Source organism: Kerstersia gyiorum (genome assembly GCF_004216755.1).
Classification (GTDB): domain Bacteria; phylum Pseudomonadota; class Gammaproteobacteria; order Burkholderiales; family Burkholderiaceae_B; genus Kerstersia; species Kerstersia gyiorum.
This window is the reverse complement of record NZ_SGWZ01000002.1, coordinates 72,153-87,406: the sequence shown is the minus strand read 5'-3', so window position 1 is coordinate 87,406 and position 15,254 is coordinate 72,153. Positions and strand designations below refer to the sequence as shown.

13 protein-coding genes and 1 pseudogene are annotated in these 15,254 nt (G+C 64.9%); 4 read left to right on the top strand and 10 right to left on the bottom strand.

What is annotated here, in order from left to right; genetic code table 11:
- Position 1: 1 nt before the first annotated feature.
- From leuC to EV679_RS06735, 3 genes are all read right to left on the bottom strand, one after another.
- On the bottom strand, positions 2-1,405 hold the full coding sequence (gene leuC / locus EV679_RS06745; RefSeq protein ID WP_068368996.1) for a 3-isopropylmalate dehydratase large subunit: 1,404 nt from the start codon (positions 1,403-1,405) through the stop codon (positions 2-4).
- Positions 1,406-1,619: 214 nt separating this feature from the next.
- Complete coding sequence (gene aroC / locus EV679_RS06740) at positions 1,620-2,693, bottom strand: chorismate synthase (protein WP_068368999.1); 1,074 nt, start codon at positions 2,691-2,693, stop codon at positions 1,620-1,622.
- Between the two features lie 143 nt (positions 2,694-2,836).
- Positions 2,837-4,342, bottom strand: coding sequence for a protein adenylyltransferase SelO (locus EV679_RS06735; RefSeq protein ID WP_068369001.1), 1,506 nt, complete (start codon positions 4,340-4,342; stop codon positions 2,837-2,839).
- A gap of 17 nt (positions 4,343-4,359) precedes the next feature.
- On the opposite strand from EV679_RS06735, the gene EV679_RS06730 reads away from it, so the two are divergent.
- Positions 4,360-5,733: a YihY family inner membrane protein gene (locus EV679_RS06730; protein WP_068369004.1), complete on the top strand. Its 1,374-nt coding sequence runs from the start codon at positions 4,360-4,362 to the stop codon at positions 5,731-5,733.
- Positions 5,717-6,181, top strand: a complete 465-nt coding sequence (locus tag EV679_RS06725; protein WP_068369007.1) for a CBS domain-containing protein — start codon at positions 5,717-5,719, stop codon at positions 6,179-6,181. The genes EV679_RS06730 and EV679_RS06725 overlap by 17 nt, the downstream gene beginning before the upstream one ends.
- A 101-nt stretch (positions 6,182-6,282) precedes the next feature.
- Here EV679_RS06725 and dusA read toward each other — a convergent pair whose 3' ends face one another.
- Both dusA and EV679_RS06715 read right to left on the bottom strand, forming a co-directional pair.
- Complete coding sequence (gene dusA / locus EV679_RS06720; protein WP_130486818.1) at positions 6,283-7,257, bottom strand: tRNA dihydrouridine(20/20a) synthase DusA; 975 nt, start codon at positions 7,255-7,257, stop codon at positions 6,283-6,285.
- Between the two features lie 81 nt (positions 7,258-7,338).
- Positions 7,339-7,626 carry a SlyX family protein gene (locus tag EV679_RS06715; protein ID WP_083969482.1) on the bottom strand — a complete coding sequence of 96 codons (288 nt, stop codon included), beginning with the start codon at positions 7,624-7,626 and terminating at the stop codon, positions 7,339-7,341.
- Positions 7,627-7,978: 352 nt separating this feature from the next.
- Between EV679_RS06715 and EV679_RS06710 the strand changes: the two genes are divergently transcribed.
- Both EV679_RS06710 and EV679_RS17820 read left to right on the top strand, forming a co-directional pair.
- Positions 7,979-8,947, top strand: a complete 969-nt coding sequence (locus tag EV679_RS06710) for a homoserine kinase (protein WP_068369009.1) — start codon at positions 7,979-7,981, stop codon at positions 8,945-8,947.
- Between the two features lie 27 nt (positions 8,948-8,974).
- Positions 8,975-9,778, top strand: a complete 804-nt coding sequence (locus EV679_RS17820) for a BPSS1780 family membrane protein (protein WP_242611442.1) — start codon at positions 8,975-8,977, stop codon at positions 9,776-9,778.
- Between the two features lie 111 nt (positions 9,779-9,889).
- On the opposite strand, the pseudogene EV679_RS18030 reads toward EV679_RS17820, so the two are convergent.
- From EV679_RS18030 to EV679_RS06675, 5 genes and pseudogenes are all read right to left on the bottom strand, one after another.
- A pseudogene (locus EV679_RS18030) lies at positions 9,890-10,123 on the bottom strand (DUF192 domain-containing protein); the annotation flags it as partial.
- Positions 10,124-10,200: 77 nt separating this feature from the next.
- Positions 10,201-11,127 (bottom strand): type II secretion system F family protein, encoded by a 927-nt coding sequence (locus EV679_RS06695; protein ID WP_165389981.1) that lies wholly within the window; start codon positions 11,125-11,127, stop codon positions 10,201-10,203.
- The gene (locus EV679_RS17725) at positions 11,124-11,972 is read right to left on the bottom strand and encodes a type II secretion system F family protein (protein ID WP_130486815.1); all 849 of its coding nucleotides are present in this window, start codon (positions 11,970-11,972) and stop codon (positions 11,124-11,126) included. Before EV679_RS17725 ends, EV679_RS06695 begins: the two co-directional genes overlap by 4 nt.
- Positions 11,969-13,876: a TadA family conjugal transfer-associated ATPase gene (locus EV679_RS06680; protein ID WP_165389979.1), complete on the bottom strand. Its 1,908-nt coding sequence runs from the start codon at positions 13,874-13,876 to the stop codon at positions 11,969-11,971. Before EV679_RS06680 ends, EV679_RS17725 begins: the two co-directional genes overlap by 4 nt.
- Positions 13,860-15,230 (bottom strand): type II and III secretion system protein family protein, encoded by a 1,371-nt coding sequence (locus tag EV679_RS06675; RefSeq protein WP_242611441.1) that lies wholly within the window; start codon positions 15,228-15,230, stop codon positions 13,860-13,862. The genes EV679_RS06680 and EV679_RS06675 overlap by 17 nt, the downstream gene beginning before the upstream one ends.
- Positions 15,231-15,254 lie beyond the last annotated feature (24 nt).

The window sequence follows — 15,254 nt, the reverse complement described above, 5'->3', positions numbered from 1 at the left end:
TTTACCTGAAATTCCTGACATCGACAAAATGGCCGGCAATGGCTGCGGCGGCGGCCATGGCGGGACTGACCAGATGGGTACGTCCACCCATGCCCTGGCGGCCCTCGAAATTACGGTTCGACGTGGATGCGCAACGCTCGCCCGGCTCCAGCCGGTCGGCATTCATGGCCAGGCACATCGAGCAGCCCGGTTCACGCCATTCGAAACCCGCGTCGATAAAGATGCGGTCCAGGCCTTCGCGCTCGGCCTGCAGCTTCACCAACCCTGAACCCGGCACGACCATGGCCTGCTTCACATTGCGGGCCACACGCTTGCCACGCGCCACTTCCGCAGCGGCACGCAAGTCCTCGATACGCGAATTGGTGCAGGAACCGATAAATACACGGTCGATGCGGATGTCCACCAGCGGCGTGTTCGGCGTCAGGCCCATGTACTCCAGCGCCCGTTCCATGCCACTGCGGCGCACGTCATCGCGCTCACGGTCAGGATCCGGCACGCGGCTGTCCACCGGCAACACCATTTCCGGAGAGGTGCCCCAGCTGACCTGCGGCTTGATTTCGCGCGCGTCGACTTCCACTACACGATCGAAATGCGCGCCGGGGTCGGAATGCAGTGTGCGCCAGTAGGCCACGGCCTGATCCCACAGCACGCCACTGGGCGCGAAGGGACGGCCACGGAAATAGTCGACAGTCTTGTCATCGACAGCCACCAGACCCGAACGCGCACCGGCCTCGATGGCCATGTTGCAGATGGTCATGCGGCCTTCGACCGACAGTTCGCGAATCGTGCTGCCGGCGAATTCGATGGCGTGGCCCGTGCCGCCCGCCGTACCGATAATGCCGATCACATGCAGAACGACGTCCTTGGCAGTGCAGCCGAAAGGCAGCTTGCCCTCGACCTTGACGAGCATGTTGCGGCTCTTTTTCATGGTCAGGGTCTGGGTCGCCAACGCATGCTCGACCTCGGAAGTGCCAATACCGAAAGCCAGGGCCGCTACGGCGCCGTGCGTGCTGGTGTGGGAATCCCCGCACACCACGGTCATGCCGGGCAAGGTTGCCCCCTGCTCCGGGCCGACCACGTGGACAATGCCCTGCCGCACGTCGCTCATGGGAAATTCGGTAATGCCATAGGTCGCACAGTTGCTGTCCAGGGTATCGACCTGCAATTTGGAGATCGGATCCTCGATGCCAGCGCTGCGGTTCTTGGTCGGCACATTATGGTCGGCCACAGCCAGGTTGGCACTGACGCGCCACGGCTTGCGGCCAGCCAGCGCCAGGCCTTCGAAGGCCTGCGGGCTGGTGACTTCGTGCAGCAATTGCCGGTCGATATAGATCAGACAGGAGCCGTCGGATTCCTGGTGCACCAGATGGTCGCGCCAGAGCTTGTCATAAAGGGTCAATGCCATGTTTTCACTCGCTTCGTGGAGGACGGCTGCCGCGGATCGCGCCGGCGGCCATCCGGTGAGGCCATGAAATCATTATGCCAAGCATGGAAAGCAGAACGGCCCCCTGCATGACACAGAGTGTCATGCAGGGGGCCGTTCGTCGCAGGAAAATTCTACTGCGAAAACAAATGCCTGGGTGTACAGGCGGCTGCCGGCCACCTGTATCCGAAGGGCCTCAGCCCCGGACCGGTTCGCCTGCCTGGCCGCGCTGGCGCAGCGCATGATCCGCCAGCACCAGCGCCAGCAGAGCCTCGGCTATCGGCGTAGCGCGTATGCCCACGCATGGGTCATGGCGCCCCAGGGTCTGCACTTCCACGGGTTCGCCCGCCCGGTTGACCGACTGGCGCATCACCCGGATGCTGGACGTGGGCTTGATGGCCAGAGACACCGTCACGGACTGCCCTGAGGAAATACCGCCCAGGATGCCGCCCGCATGATTACTCAGGAAGCCGTCCGGCGTGATTTCATCGCCATGTTCGGAACCGCGCTGGGCAATGGATTCAAAGCCTGCGCCGATGGCAACACCCTTGACGGCGTTCAGGCCCATCATGGCGTGGGCGATGTCCGCGTCCAGGCGGTCATAGATGGGTTCCCCCCAGCCCGCCGGCACGCCTTCAGCCACGACCTCGATGCGCGCGCCGATGGAGTCGCCATCACGCCGCAACTGATCCATATAGGCTTCCAGTTCCGCCACGATGCCGGCATTCGGCGCGTAGAAGGGGTTGTTGCCGACCTCATCCCACGACTCGAAGGGAATCCGGATAGGGCCGAGCTGGCTCATGTAACCGCGAACGCGCACGCCATGACTGGCTTCCAGCCATTTGCGGGCAATGGCGCCAGCCGCCACGGTGGGCGCGGTCAGGCGGGCCGACGAACGACCGCCGCCGCGCGGATCGCGCACGCCGTATTTTTTCCAGTAGGCATAATCCGCATGGCCGGGCCGGAAGGTATCCAGGATGTTGCCGTAATCCTTGCTGCGCGCGTCGGTGTTGCGTATCAACAACCCGATGGGCGTGCCTGTGGTGACGCCCTCATAGACACCTGACAGGATCTCGACCTGATCCGCTTCCTGGCGCTGCGTGACATGCCGCGACGTGCCTGGGCGCCGGCGGTCCAGCTGGAACTGGATATCCTCGACCGACAGGGGCAGCCCCGGTGGGCAGCCGTCGACCACACAGCCGATGGCCGGGCCGTGGGACTCGCCGAAGTTTGTCACGCAAAACAGTTTTCCTAGGGTGTTACCGGACATAAGCAGGACTCTAAGGACGCAAGGCGCCGATGCAAGACGGACGCCAAAGAAGACAAAGGCCGGACAGGGTTGAGTCCGGCAGGCAGGAGAACGCCGCAGCCCCGCCTGGCGGCAGTGCGCGCAACGCCCGCATTATGACATTTTCAGGACGAACAACTGATGACCAGCCCGGCGGACCAATCTGGCGCCTGCCGTGCATAGTGCTCGAAGCCTGGCCGGGATTCCCACGGATTGCGCAGGCATTCCAGCAGGTTTTCAATCTCGCTGGCATCGCCTTGCTCGGCCGCGCGTATGGCCAATTCGGCCAGGTGATTGCGCAATACATAGAGAGGATTGGCGCGATTCATGCCCGCCGCCACGGCCTCCGGCGGCAGCCCATCCTGCGCCAGCCGCGCCTGGTAGGTTTGCAGCCACTGCGCCGCCCCGGCGCGATCGGCAAACTGATCGAGGAACGCCCCGGTATCCCCCGCCGCCACACCAGCCAGCGCCCGGAAGGTCAGGGTGAAATCCGCCCCTGAAGTGTGCATCTGACGCCACAGGCCATCCATCAGGGTATCGTCTTCTTCGTCGCGCCATTGCGCCAGCCCCAGCTTGCGGCGCTGGCGTTCGCGCCAATGCGTCATGAATGCCGCCTCGAAGCCACGCACGGCATCCCGCAGCATTTCCACGTCCGGCACCAGCGGCTGCAAGGCCTCGGCCAGCCGAAACAGATTCCAATGCGCCACGGCGGGCTGCGCATTCCAGGCGTAGCGCCCTTCGTGGTCGGAATGATTGCAGATATGGTTGGCCTTGAAGCCGTCCATGAAGGCATAGGGGCCGTAGTCCATCGTCAGGCCCAGGATGGACATGTTGTCGGTATTCATGACGCCATGGCAGAAGCCGACGGCCAGCCAATCGGCCATCAGCGCGGCAGTACGGTCGGTTACTGCCGCCAGCCAGCGGGCGATGACAACATCGCCAGTACCGCCTGCGGCGCGGCACTCCGGGTAGAAACGGTCGATGATGTCGTCGCACAGGCGCTGCAGGAGGCCAGCACGGCGTTGCGCATACCAATGCTCGAATGAACCGAAGCGCACGAAGCTGGGCGCGAGCCGGGTGACGATCGCCGCCGTTTCCATGGTTTCGCGGCGCACCGGGTCATCCGAGGCCACCAATGCAAGCGAACGCGTGGTCGGGATGCCCAGGCCATGCATGGCTTCCGCGGCCAGGTATTCGCGCACCGATGAACGCAATACCGCACGCCCGTCACCCATGCGCGAATACGGGGTGCGCCCCGACCCTTTCAGCTGGACTTCCCAGCTACCCTGCGGGCCCTGCACTTCCGCAATCAGGTGCGCACGCCCGTCGCCCAACTGCCCTGCCCAGACCCCGAACTGGTGGCCGCTATAAACTGCGGCGACACTCTCCCCGCCCGGAAACGGCGCAGCGCCGGACAAGACCTGCAAGGCAGCATCAGTGCGCAACGCCTCCGGCGTCAACCCGAGCAAGGCGCAGCCTTCCGGATTCACATGCAGCATTCTGGCGGTCTGCAAGGGCATGGGCCGCACCCGGGAATAGAAATCCTCGGGCAAGGCGGCGTAGCTGTTGCGCACCGTCAAATGTTCAAGGGATGCGGCAGTGCCCGCCTGGGGCTTGAGTTGAGCATTCATGCTGCTATTATCTTCGAATGAGCGCCACTGACCAACCTATCGTCAGCCCCCAGTCCCCCAGCCCCGGCCCATTGGGCAGGGTCGGACGCGTGCTGAGTTTTGCCGTTGACCGCATTGCCGGCGAGCGACTGACACAGGTCGCGTCCAGCCTGACATTCACCACGGTGCTCGCCATCGTGCCGCTGCTGGCTGTGGTGCTGTCGCTGTTCACCGCCTTCCCCCTCTTTTCCGATTTCAGGCAGGCGCTGGAAGACTACCTGGCCAGCAACCTGATGCCCGCCGAAGTGTCGGCCGACATCATGGAGTACCTCAACCAGTTCGCGCAGCAGGCCTCACGGTTGACGGCCATCGGCAGTATGGCCCTGATCGTCACCTCGGTCATGCTCATCATGACCATAGATTCCGCGCTCAATGACATCTGGCACGTGTCGCGCCAGCGCCCCCTGCACCAGCGCATCCTGGTCTACTGGGCCGTGATCAGCCTGGGGCCGCTGGTCATGGGGGCCAGCCTCTGGGCCACGTCGATCCTGGCACGCACCTCCATGGGGCTGGCTGGCGACCTCTCGCCACTGGTCAACATCGGGCTTTCCGTGTTGCCCGTCCTGCTGACCGGCCTGGCCTTCACCGCCCTGTTCGTGGTCGTGCCAAATCGCACCGTCAGCTGGCGCGACGCCGCCATCGGCGGCTTTGCGACCGCCATCGTGCTGGAAACAATGAAGGCGGGCTTTGCCTATTACATCAGCCAGTTCCCCAGCTATACCGTCATTTATGGCGCTTTCGCCGCCGTCCCCGTCTTCCTGCTGTGGATTTATCTATCCTGGCTGACGGTCGTGGCCGGCGCAGTGCTGACGGCATCACTGCCCGGCATCCGCCTGTATGGCCTGACCACCGACACCCGGCCTGCCGGCGCAGCCTACCTCGATACCATTACTGTATTGCAGGCGCTATATGCAGACTGGAGCCAGCAAGGCCAGGGCATCAGCCAGCGGGAATCCTGCGCCACGCTCGCCATGCACCCCGAAGACCTGGATATTGCCCTGGCGGCGCTGCAGGATCTCGGCCTGGCAGCCCCCGCCCGCATACGCGGAAAGGAACGCTGGGTACTGAGCAGCGACCCGCGCCGCACCACCATCGGCCCGCTGATCGACCGCCTGCTGCTGACCCGCACGACCGCACTTGCCCAGCAAGACGGCGCCCAGCTGATACAGGCCACCGCGAACGCACTGGGCCAATACGGGCCTGAAGCCACCCTGGACGAACTGTTGTCCGGCGACCTCGCAGACACGCTTGCCGCGGGCCTGAGGCATGACCAGGATGCCCCCCCGATCTCCGCTTTCCTATCCCGTCCCTCGATAAACAGCGAGGAGTCCCATCATGCTAAAAGTCAGTGAAATCCTGCGTGTCAAAGGCGACACGCTCTACACCGCAACCCCGGACACGCCTGTGGCGCAGGCCATCACCACCATGAGCGAGCACGATATCGGTTCGTTGGTCATCATGGAGCATGGCACCCTGGCCGGGATGCTGACCTTCCGTGAAATCATCCGGCTCTTGAACGAGCGGGCGGGCGATGTCGGCGATACGACCATCCGCTCCATCATGGACGACGCCCCCATCAGCGTATCGCCCAACACCAGCGCCGACGAAGTCCAGCGACTCATGCTGGAAAACCGCACGCGTTATGTCCCCGTAATGGATGGCCCTACGCTGCAGGGCGTGATCTCTTTCTTCGACATGGCCCAGGCCGTCGTTTCGGCACAGCAATTCGAAAACAAGATGCTCAAGGCCTATATCCGCGCCTGGCCCAACGAAGACCCAGCACCGGCAGACGAGCAATAAGCGCCTGCCTTGCCTGAAAACGCCTGCCCGGCCCTGCCGGCCAGGCGTTTTTCATTGGCTGCCTAGGAAAACCCGGCGCCCTCCCTGAACGCCCCAGTGGCTCAGGCCACCTGTTCCCAGGCGCGCAACAGCAGCCCGGGATCTTCCTGCCCCAGCAGCCGATGGTCGGAGAGCATCTGACGCCAGCGCCGCGCCCCCTTGCGGCCATTGCCCCAGCCCAGCAGCGGCCGGACCAGAATGCGCATGGGCACCCCCTGGGCGACCATGCGTTCCGTGTAGGCGGCATAGCGCTGCAATACATCGGTATCGTCCAGACTGGCGTCGCCGGGCCAGAAACGCTGCGACAACTCACGCAACACTTCCGGCTGGTGCCAGGCTGCGCGCCCGAGCATCACGCCGTCGAGCCCCTGCCCTTCAGCCTCGGCCTGCTCGGCAGTCGCCAGCCCGCCATTGAGCACGATGACGCAATCAGGGAAATCCTGTTTCAGTTGCCGCGCGAATGCATAACGCAGCGGCGGAATCTGGCGATTTTCCTTGGGTGACAGGCCTTTCAGGACGGCATTGCGCGCATGCACGACGAACACCCGGCAGCCGGCTTCGTACTGGACGCCGACAAAATCCCGGACAAAGCCATAGCTCTGCTCGTCGTCCAGGCCCAGGCGATGCTTTATCGTCACAGGCACCTGCACGACTTCACGCATGGCCTGAATGCAATCGGCCACCAGCCGGGGCTCCGCCATCAGGCAGGCGCCAAAAGCGCCCTGCTGCACCCGTTCCGAAGGACAACCGCAGTTCAGGTTGATTTCGTCATAGCCAGCCTGCTCGCCCAGTCTGGCGGCCCGCGCCAGCGCATCCGGTTCGCTGCCCCCCAGCTGCAAGGCCACGGGATGCTCGGCCGCATCATATTCCAGGTGTCTCCCGGCATCGCCATGCAGCAGCGCGCCGGTGGTGATCATCTCGGTATAAAGCAGCGCACGCGGAGCCAGCAAGCGGTGGAAAAAACGGCAGTGGCGATCCGTCACATCTATCATCGGCGCCACGCACAGGCGCCAGGATTCCGGGGAGACCCAGGACATACGGAACATTCTCTTGAAGACGGGAAAAGACCGCCATTGTAGGGCCGCGTGCCCGGACGCGGCTGGCGGCCGGCAGAGCAATCAGTAATGCGGCGGCAGTTCGTCGCGCAGGCTGCGGAATGTCGTGCTGTCCGCAGGAATCTGGTCGCGCAGGTCGGCCAGCTGGCGCTGCACGGCTTCCAACTGGCGTTGCATGCGGAACACCTCCTGGTTGAGCTGCTCCAGCATGTCGTCGGCCAGCGTCGAACGGATTTCAAGCTCCTGGATACGCGCCAGCGCCTGGGCCAGGCGGTCGCCGCCGGTTTCGGACGCATCCGGAAGAGCGCCTGTTTGCGAGGACGGCAGATCTGCGTGTGATGGTGAGGTCATGAAAATTCCTTGCCCAGGGAAAAGCTTCCCGGAAATACCCGCCCGCGGGAAAGGCCGAACCAGCCTGCCGGCAGCGGCCTGGCCTGCATGGCCGCTGCTCATGCGGAACGGGAACGGCATGGCAACGCGCGAGCCAGGCGAGTATTAGACCTGAAAACGCAGGCGTCCCGCCAGTACCGCGCCCGGCTTGCGGCAAAGACGCGTCCAGCGGACCCGCCGTATGCACTAAAATGTCCAGTTACGCCTGCTCCCGCCGCTGCACTGGCCGCCCTTTCGGCTGCCAGAACATGCTGTCCTGAGGGAGTTCCCTGACCATTTTCTTTCGGCATCCGTGCCGCGCCGCATTCACGCTATGGCCGTTTTTACTCCTGTCTCCGACCAACAAGCGCGCGAATTGCTCGAACGCTACGACCTGGGCGAACTGGTATCCATGCGCGGCATTACCGCCGGCATAGAGAATTCCAACTTTTTCCTGAGCACGACCCGCGGCGAATTCGTCCTGACGCTGTTCGAAGTCCTCACGCTGGAACAACTGCCGTTCTATATCGAACTGATGCACCACCTGGCGCAGCGCGGCATCCCCGTGCCGGAGCCGCAGACGCTGAAGACCGGCGAGCGGCTCTGTTCGTTCAATGGCAAGCCCTGCGCCATCGTGAGCCGTCTGCCCGGCGGCTATGAACCTGCCCCCAGCGCCGCCCACGGCGCCCTGATCGGCAAGACGCTGGCTCGCGCCCACCTGGCTGCGCAGGATTTCGCCCTGCATCAGCCCAATCTGCGCGGGCTGCCCTGGTGGCGCCAGACCGCTCCCACCGTGCGCCCGTTCCTGGACACCCGGCAGGCTGAACTACTGGACCGCACGCTGGCCGAGCAGGAAGCGTTGGCTGCTGGCGCCGCCTACGCCAGTCTGCCGTCCGGCCCGGCGCACTGCGACCTGTTCCGTGACAATGTCCTGTTCGCCGGCACCTATGAGGTCCCCATCATGGGGGGCATCATCGACTTCTATTTCGCCGGTTGCGACACCTGGCTGTTCGACGTTGCCGTTTCCGTCAACGATTGGTGCATAGACAGGACCAGCGGCCAACTGGACCCGGCGCTGGCCAGCGCCTGGCTGCAAGCCTACGCCAGCGAACGGCCTTTCACGGCAGCAGAGCGCGACATCTGGCCCGCCATGCTGCGCGGCGCAGCCTTGCGTTTCTGGCTCTCGCGCCTCTACGACTTCTTCCTGCCGCGCCCGGCACAGACCCTCAAGCCGCACGACCCGACGCACTTCGAGCGCGTTCTGCTGCAACGCCAGGGTGATGCCCTGGTCCCCCTGCCCTGACGCCAACGCATAAAGGACCCAAGCAACATGCAAGCCTCCACGCTGCCTGCCTCCGCGGGCTGGTATTGGATCAGTCAGGGGTACCGGCTATTCCGACGCCAACCCCTGCCACTCTTCACATGGATGATGTTCATCACCATGCTGGGCATGCTGGCGATGAACCTGGCGCCCATAGGCCCCCTGCTGGCCCAGTTCTTCGTGCCCTTCATCACCGTCATGACGCTCAGCGGCTGCCGGGCGCTCGCCAGCGGCCAGCCCGCCCACCCTGCCGCCTGGGTGCAGCCATTGCGCGAGCCCGGCGTGCCCGCCCGCCTGCTGGTGGTGGGCGGCCTGCAATTCGGCCTGATCCTGCTGGCCGCCATGCTGGCGTTCATGCCGTTCTCCGACACGCTGACCATGGAGCTGGAACGCGCCATGCAGGAAGAAAACATCGCCCCCTTCCTGGATGCCATGCGCATGCCTGCCATCATTTTCGGCGTGCTGTATGCGGGCGTTTCGGCATTGTTCTGGTTCACGCCCCTGCTGGTCGCGTGGCACCAGTTACCAGTCACGCGAGCCATTTTCTTCTCCCTGGTCGCTTGCTGGCGCAATAAATGGGCGTTCCTGCTCTATGCCGCCACCTGGGGCATCATGCTCTATGCAGTGCATTTCATCGCCAACATGCTGGCGTTTGCCATGCCCGGCCTCAGTTCCGTGGTGGCTGCGCTGGCCATGGCGGTCAATCTGTTCGCTGCCGCCGTCTGGTCCTGCAGCGCCTATGTGAACTACGCCACGGTATTCGGTGCTGCCAGCCGTGCACAGGCCAATAGGACCGACGGCCCGGACGCCTGATGCCACCCTCGGCGCCTGAACCAGCGGTTCAGGCGCCCACCACCGGCGCAGCTCGCGCCGGACCACCTGCCGCAACTCGCGCCAGCCACCTGGCCAGGACTGCCCCGCGCGCAACTCCAGCACCGCCACCGCAGACGGATGCCAGGCGCAACGCCACGGCCGCATCGTCCGCACACGCCTGACGCAACGTCCGCGGACATCAAAAAAATACACATCCAGCGCTCGTCGCATGAAGCAGCTGTGCACCGCGCGACAGGGCAGCAACAACAGGGCGGCAGTGCCGGCTTGCGAATCACGCCAGAACCAGCCGCGCAAGCGCTGCCACCAGGTTGCTGCCACTATCATCCGTGCAGGCCTGCCGCCGGCGCTGAAGGCGTCGGCAGCTACCTGGCCGGCACCTGTGCAAGCATCCACCTTGTGTGTCATCCTATGGCCCCGGGCTGCAAATAATGCATGATGGGATAGGCCAGGACCAAGAAAGTGCAGGGAAAGATGCAAGTCATCAAGGGCAACAGCATCTTCACCGGCGCTTCCATGGCCTGTTTTTCCGCCCTTTGGAATCGTTCATCCTGCATTTGCCTGGCCTGCGCCCTCAACAAGGGGCCCAGCGCCATGCCCAGGCCATCCGCCTGCGCCAGCACGGCAGCAAAGCGCCGCAACGCCGGCAAGCCGGTACGGCGTGCCAGCAACCGGATCGCATCCACTCTAGAACGGCCCTGGGATATCTCTGCCAGGGCCAGCAGGAACTCCTGGTGCAAGGCGCCACGCGGGGCATGCCTGGCAATCTGCTGCATGGCGCCATTGAAGTGCTGGCCGCCAGCCAGGCACAGGGCCAGCATTTCCAGTACCAGGGGCAGATCGGCGGACATCTGCCGCCGCCGCTCACGCGCCCTGGCAACCAGCCTGAGGCAGGGCCAGTGCCAGGCTGCCAGCGCCCCCGCCGCCACGCCCAGCCAGTACCAGGCGGACGCCGCAGCGGCCTCTTGCAAAAGCATGGCAGCGATACCCGCCAGCATCGCCAGCGCTGTCAGCAGGCATTGCGCCGTCCTCAGTACCAGCGGGTCCAGCACTGACGCCAGACCTGCGCTTTGCAGCAGTGTCTCAAGGCGAGGCCGGCTATGCCACCCCAGAACCGGCCGCGCACACCACGACATGCGGCGCAGCCCGGGTAAGGTCAGGCGCCATACCCATGGCAAGCCGCCCCCAGCGCTTGCCAGCCGCCTCCCCGACGCCTCGCCGCCCAGGCGCTTGCCCCGTCCCTGCCGGATGGCAATGCCCACGGCAAGCGCGGTACACGCCATGCAGAGCACCATCCAGGCAGCGCCACCTTCCGGCAAGGCCGGGTTCATGGCGCAATGCTCACGATACGCCGGATGAACCAGCCTCCGACCGCCAGCAGCACGGTCAGTACACCCAGCGTTGCCCAGCCGACAGGTGTATGCCAGAGACCGTGCATGGCCTCTGGTTCCAGCCATTGCAGCACGGCCAGCAGAAACACCGGCAAGGCACCCATGATCCACGCCTGCAGGACGCCCTGCGCCGTCATGGCCCGCAAACGGCGCTGAATGCGCAAACGCTCGGACAGCGTTTCAGCCAAGCCCTGGAGGGCGTCGGCCAGATTCCCGCCAGACTGCGCGGCAATGCCCAGGACCGCTACCAGCAATGCCAGCTCCTGTGTCTGGACACGGCGATACAGGTTGCCCAGGGCCTGCTCGAAATTCACACCCATGCGCTGCTCCCGCAGCAGCAGGCCAAACTCCTGCCTTGCCGGCGCCTCGGCTTCAACCACGACAGCACGCAAGGCCCCATGCAGGCTGGCGCCACCACGCATGGCCCATGCCAGCGCCAGCAATATTTCCGGCAACTGCGCATCCAGCTGGCGCCCGCGCCGCTGCCACCCCCAACGGGCCAGTCCGCGCGGCAGGAGCATCAGAATGCCAGCCAGGGTAAAACACAGCAGCCAGGAACCGCTCCAGGCATACCCCGCCAGGCCAGCGCCCAAGGCGGCCAGCAAGGCCGACAACCAGAACCGCGACAAGTCCATGGACAGAAAGAAGGCATCCATCCGATAGCGCGCTCCCGCAGCAAAGGCATCGCGATAACGCTGCAGCCAGCCGGCCATCCCCTGCGCCAGCGCCCAGGCCAGGCCCGCCGCCGCCAGCGCAGCCGCCAGAACGACCCAGCCCGGATTCATGGCGTGGCCCTCCGGCCCGGCCCATCATCCGCCCAGGAAGATGCCGGCAACAGCATGCCTGGCGGTGTCGGCGCCAGGCCGACTGTATTGTCGTGCCAGCCGTTCTCTGCCGTCGTGTCGTCGCCCGGCCCCGGGAAGGATGTGGGATCGAAATCAATGCCCTGCTTGCGCCAGCTTTCAAAAAACGTGGGAACGGACGCACCGCGACGATGGCTGCCTGAACGGCGATCAAAACTGAACAGCGGCAAAGTCTGCAGGCACTGGCTTTCGATGCCGCACAGTTCGGTGACTTCGGCAATGACACGGCGGCCATCCGGCAAACGCACGAGTTGCACCAGCAAATCCACGCTGGCGGCAATTTGCTCGCGCACGGCCGCCAGTGGCAGCGCCATGCCCGCCATCAGCACCATGGTTTCCAGCCGAGCCAGGGCATCACGCGGGGAATTGGCGTGCAGGGTGGTCAGCGACCCCTCGTGCCCGGTGTTCATGGCCGCCAGCATGTCCAGGGCTTCGGCCCCGCGGCACTCACCCACGACAATGCGGTCCGGTCGCATGCGCAAGGCATTGCGCACCAGTTCACGAATGCTGATGGCGCCCTTGCCTTCCTGGTTCGGCGGGCGGGCTTCCAGTACCACCTTATGCGCATGTTGCAGGCGCAATTCGGCAGCGTCCTCAATGGTAATCACGCGCTCATGCGGCGCAATGCAATGCGACAAGGCATTGAGCAAGGTGGTCTTGCCCGACCCGGTGCCGCCGGCAACAATGATATTGCAGCGCAAGCGCACGCATTGCGCCAGAAACGACGACATGCCCTGATCCAGCGCTCCCAGGCTGACCAGTTCGTCCAGCCCCGGACGGCGCCGGGGAAAGCGCCGTATCGTCAGGCTGGGGCCCTGCACCGCAATCGGCCGGATGACCGCATGCACCCGGGAGCCATCCGGCAGGCGCGCATCAGCCAGCGGCATGTTCTCATCCAGCCGTCGCCCCACGGGCGCCACCATGCGTTCCATCACAGCCAGCAGCGCCGCTTCGCTGCTGAACACGGCATCGTGGCGCTGCAAGCGTCCCTGGCGTTCGACATAGATTTCCTCATGTCCATTGACCATGATCTCGGTAATACCGTCTTCTGCCATCAGGGGCTGCAAGGGGCCATAGCCCAGCGCCTCGTCCAGCACCCGCTCCAGCAATGCCCGCTGCCCCGCGGCATCTGCAGGAAGACGTCCGCCTTCGGGCACGCCATGCGGCCCCTCCTCTACGTCCAGTCGACCATGTTGCGACAACCACGCGGACAGAACCTCGTGCGCCTGGCTGCGCAGCGCGGCATCGTTCATGTCTTCGACATTGCGGCGGCGCAGATCCAGTTCCTGCAGCAGCACGCCATGCAAGCGGCGCACCAGGCCGCCATCCACTGCCGGCAGGTGTTGGGGCAGCGGCATTGCCTGGGGAATAGCCCCGGCTGCGGCAGGGCCAGCAGCATCGCCTGCAATGGTCAGCCCCTGAGCCGGCTGGCCTGCCGGGAAAACCGGCATGCCAAGCTGCGCCGCCGCACCACTTCCGCCATCACCCTGCCGACCCTGCCCATCCACTTGCGGCGCAAGGCGTCGCACCTGCAGGCGGCAGGCGCCGATGACAACCAGGTCTTCCGGCATCAAAGGGCCATAACGGGCAATTCTTCGCTGGTTAACCCAGGTCCCGTGCCAGGAACCCAGATCCTCCAGCAAGAGATCGCCCGCATGGGCGCTCAGCCTGGCGTGCATGCGCGCCACTCGCCAGGAGCGCAGACGCAGATCGCACCGCTCGTCGCGGCCGATCAGGACAGGCAAGGCCAGCACGCGGCGTTCGACCGGGCCGTCGTCCTGGATGATCTCGATTTCCACCATGCGCATCTCACTCATCGAAGTCATAGACATTGCCCGGTGCAGTGACTGCGGCTTCCTGCTGCCATTGCGAGCCGTCACCGGCATAGGGGTCCCAGCGCCGCCCCTCCGGTACACCAGGCATGACCGGCACGTTGATCGCCGGGCCATCTGGAAATGCCGCATCTACGGCCTGCCGTGCCGCATGGACACGCCGCTGCAGGCCGGGGTCGTCCTGGGACACCACCACCGGCGTCACCAGAATCGCCAATTCGGTTTCACGCTGCTGGAAACGCCGGGAACCAAACAGGGCACCGATAATGGGCAAGCTGCCCAACCCCGGCAACGCATCCTTGTCGCGTAGTTGCTCCCGCGAAATGAAGCCGCCCAGCACCAGCGTCTGCCCGGACCGCACGTTGAATTCAGTCGCGGCGCGCCGGGTTTTCATGGCCGGACCGCCATTGGCCGATACACTGGCATCGACGGCACTGACCTCCACCTCGATCCGGGAACGGACCGCGCCATTGCGCTCCACCCTGGGCGTGATCGCCAGCGATACGCCATAGGGCTTGAATATCGTGGTGGAATTGCCGTTGGCATCCACCGTTACGTACGGCACCTCCCCGCCAGCCAGGAACGTGGCCGTGGCGCCACTGCGCGCCAGCAATTGCGGCTGGGCAAGCATGACGGCCTCGCCTTGTTGCGCCAGTGCGTGTATGCGGGACGCCAGCATGGCATTCAAGCCGAAATAGGATTGCGCCGAACGCACCGGCAAGGGCAGGTCCAGCGGCAGTTCGCTGCCTGGGCGTGCAGCCAGCGCCCGGCCGCTGGCCAGGTCCCATGCCACACCACCCACGAAACCGCCCTGCGTACTGCCATCCCAGCGTATGCCATACTCCAGCAGCTCCGAACGCGGCACTTCTATGACCTGGACATCCAGCAAAACCATGCGGTCCCAGCCCACCTGGCCAGTAAAATCCAGTAGCGCCGGATATCGCTGTACCAGCGCGCCGATACGCTCCTGGTCGGCATCCGACAGGTCCTCGCCTTCGATCAACAGACGTCCGCCCACCCTGCTGCTGCGCGCGTTCGGGATACGCGCCAGCAAGGCAGCCACTTCCTGCTCCATGCGCTGCGCCCCCGCCGCCCCGACCTCGATCCGGTAGGCCTGGCGCTCGCCAGCACGCGTCCAGACATGCAAGGTGGTCATACCCTGGCGGCGGGCGAATATCAGGACTTCGCGACCATCGGCGGCAACCGCCTGCACAATGGCGCCGTCACCGACTGCAACGCGGCCCAGGTCAGGAACGTCCAATACATGCGTCTGGCCGGCCTCCAGGCTCAGCGTCCCATCTTCTGACGCGCCGCCGGCTGCCCCGGCGGCCAGGTGCAGGAGCAACAAGCCCGTACCTGCCCGCCGGGCCAT

Coding starts and splice junctions, on each gene's coding strand:
- leuC (WP_068368996.1), bottom strand. CDS start 1,405: ATGGCATTGACCCTTTATGACAAGCTCTGGCGCGACCATCTGGTGCAC.
- aroC (WP_068368999.1), bottom strand. CDS start 2,693: ATGTCCGGTAACACCCTAGGAAAACTGTTTTGCGTGACAAACTTCGGC.
- EV679_RS06735 (WP_068369001.1), bottom strand. CDS start 4,342: ATGAATGCTCAACTCAAGCCCCAGGCGGGCACTGCCGCATCCCTTGAA.
- EV679_RS06730 (WP_068369004.1), top strand. CDS start 4,360: ATGAGCGCCACTGACCAACCTATCGTCAGCCCCCAGTCCCCCAGCCCC.
- EV679_RS06725 (WP_068369007.1), top strand. CDS start 5,717: ATGCTAAAAGTCAGTGAAATCCTGCGTGTCAAAGGCGACACGCTCTAC.
- dusA (WP_130486818.1), bottom strand. CDS start 7,257: ATGTCCTGGGTCTCCCCGGAATCCTGGCGCCTGTGCGTGGCGCCGATG.
- EV679_RS06715 (WP_083969482.1), bottom strand. CDS start 7,626: ATGACCTCACCATCACACGCAGATCTGCCGTCCTCGCAAACAGGCGCT.
- EV679_RS06710 (WP_068369009.1), top strand. CDS start 7,979: ATGGCCGTTTTTACTCCTGTCTCCGACCAACAAGCGCGCGAATTGCTC.
- EV679_RS17820 (WP_242611442.1), top strand. CDS start 8,975: ATGCAAGCCTCCACGCTGCCTGCCTCCGCGGGCTGGTATTGGATCAGT.
- EV679_RS06695 (WP_165389981.1), bottom strand. CDS start 11,127: ATGAACCCGGCCTTGCCGGAAGGTGGCGCTGCCTGGATGGTGCTCTGC.
- EV679_RS17725 (WP_130486815.1), bottom strand. CDS start 11,972: ATGAATCCGGGCTGGGTCGTTCTGGCGGCTGCGCTGGCGGCGGCGGGC.
- EV679_RS06680 (WP_165389979.1), bottom strand. CDS start 13,876: ATGACTTCGATGAGTGAGATGCGCATGGTGGAAATCGAGATCATCCAG.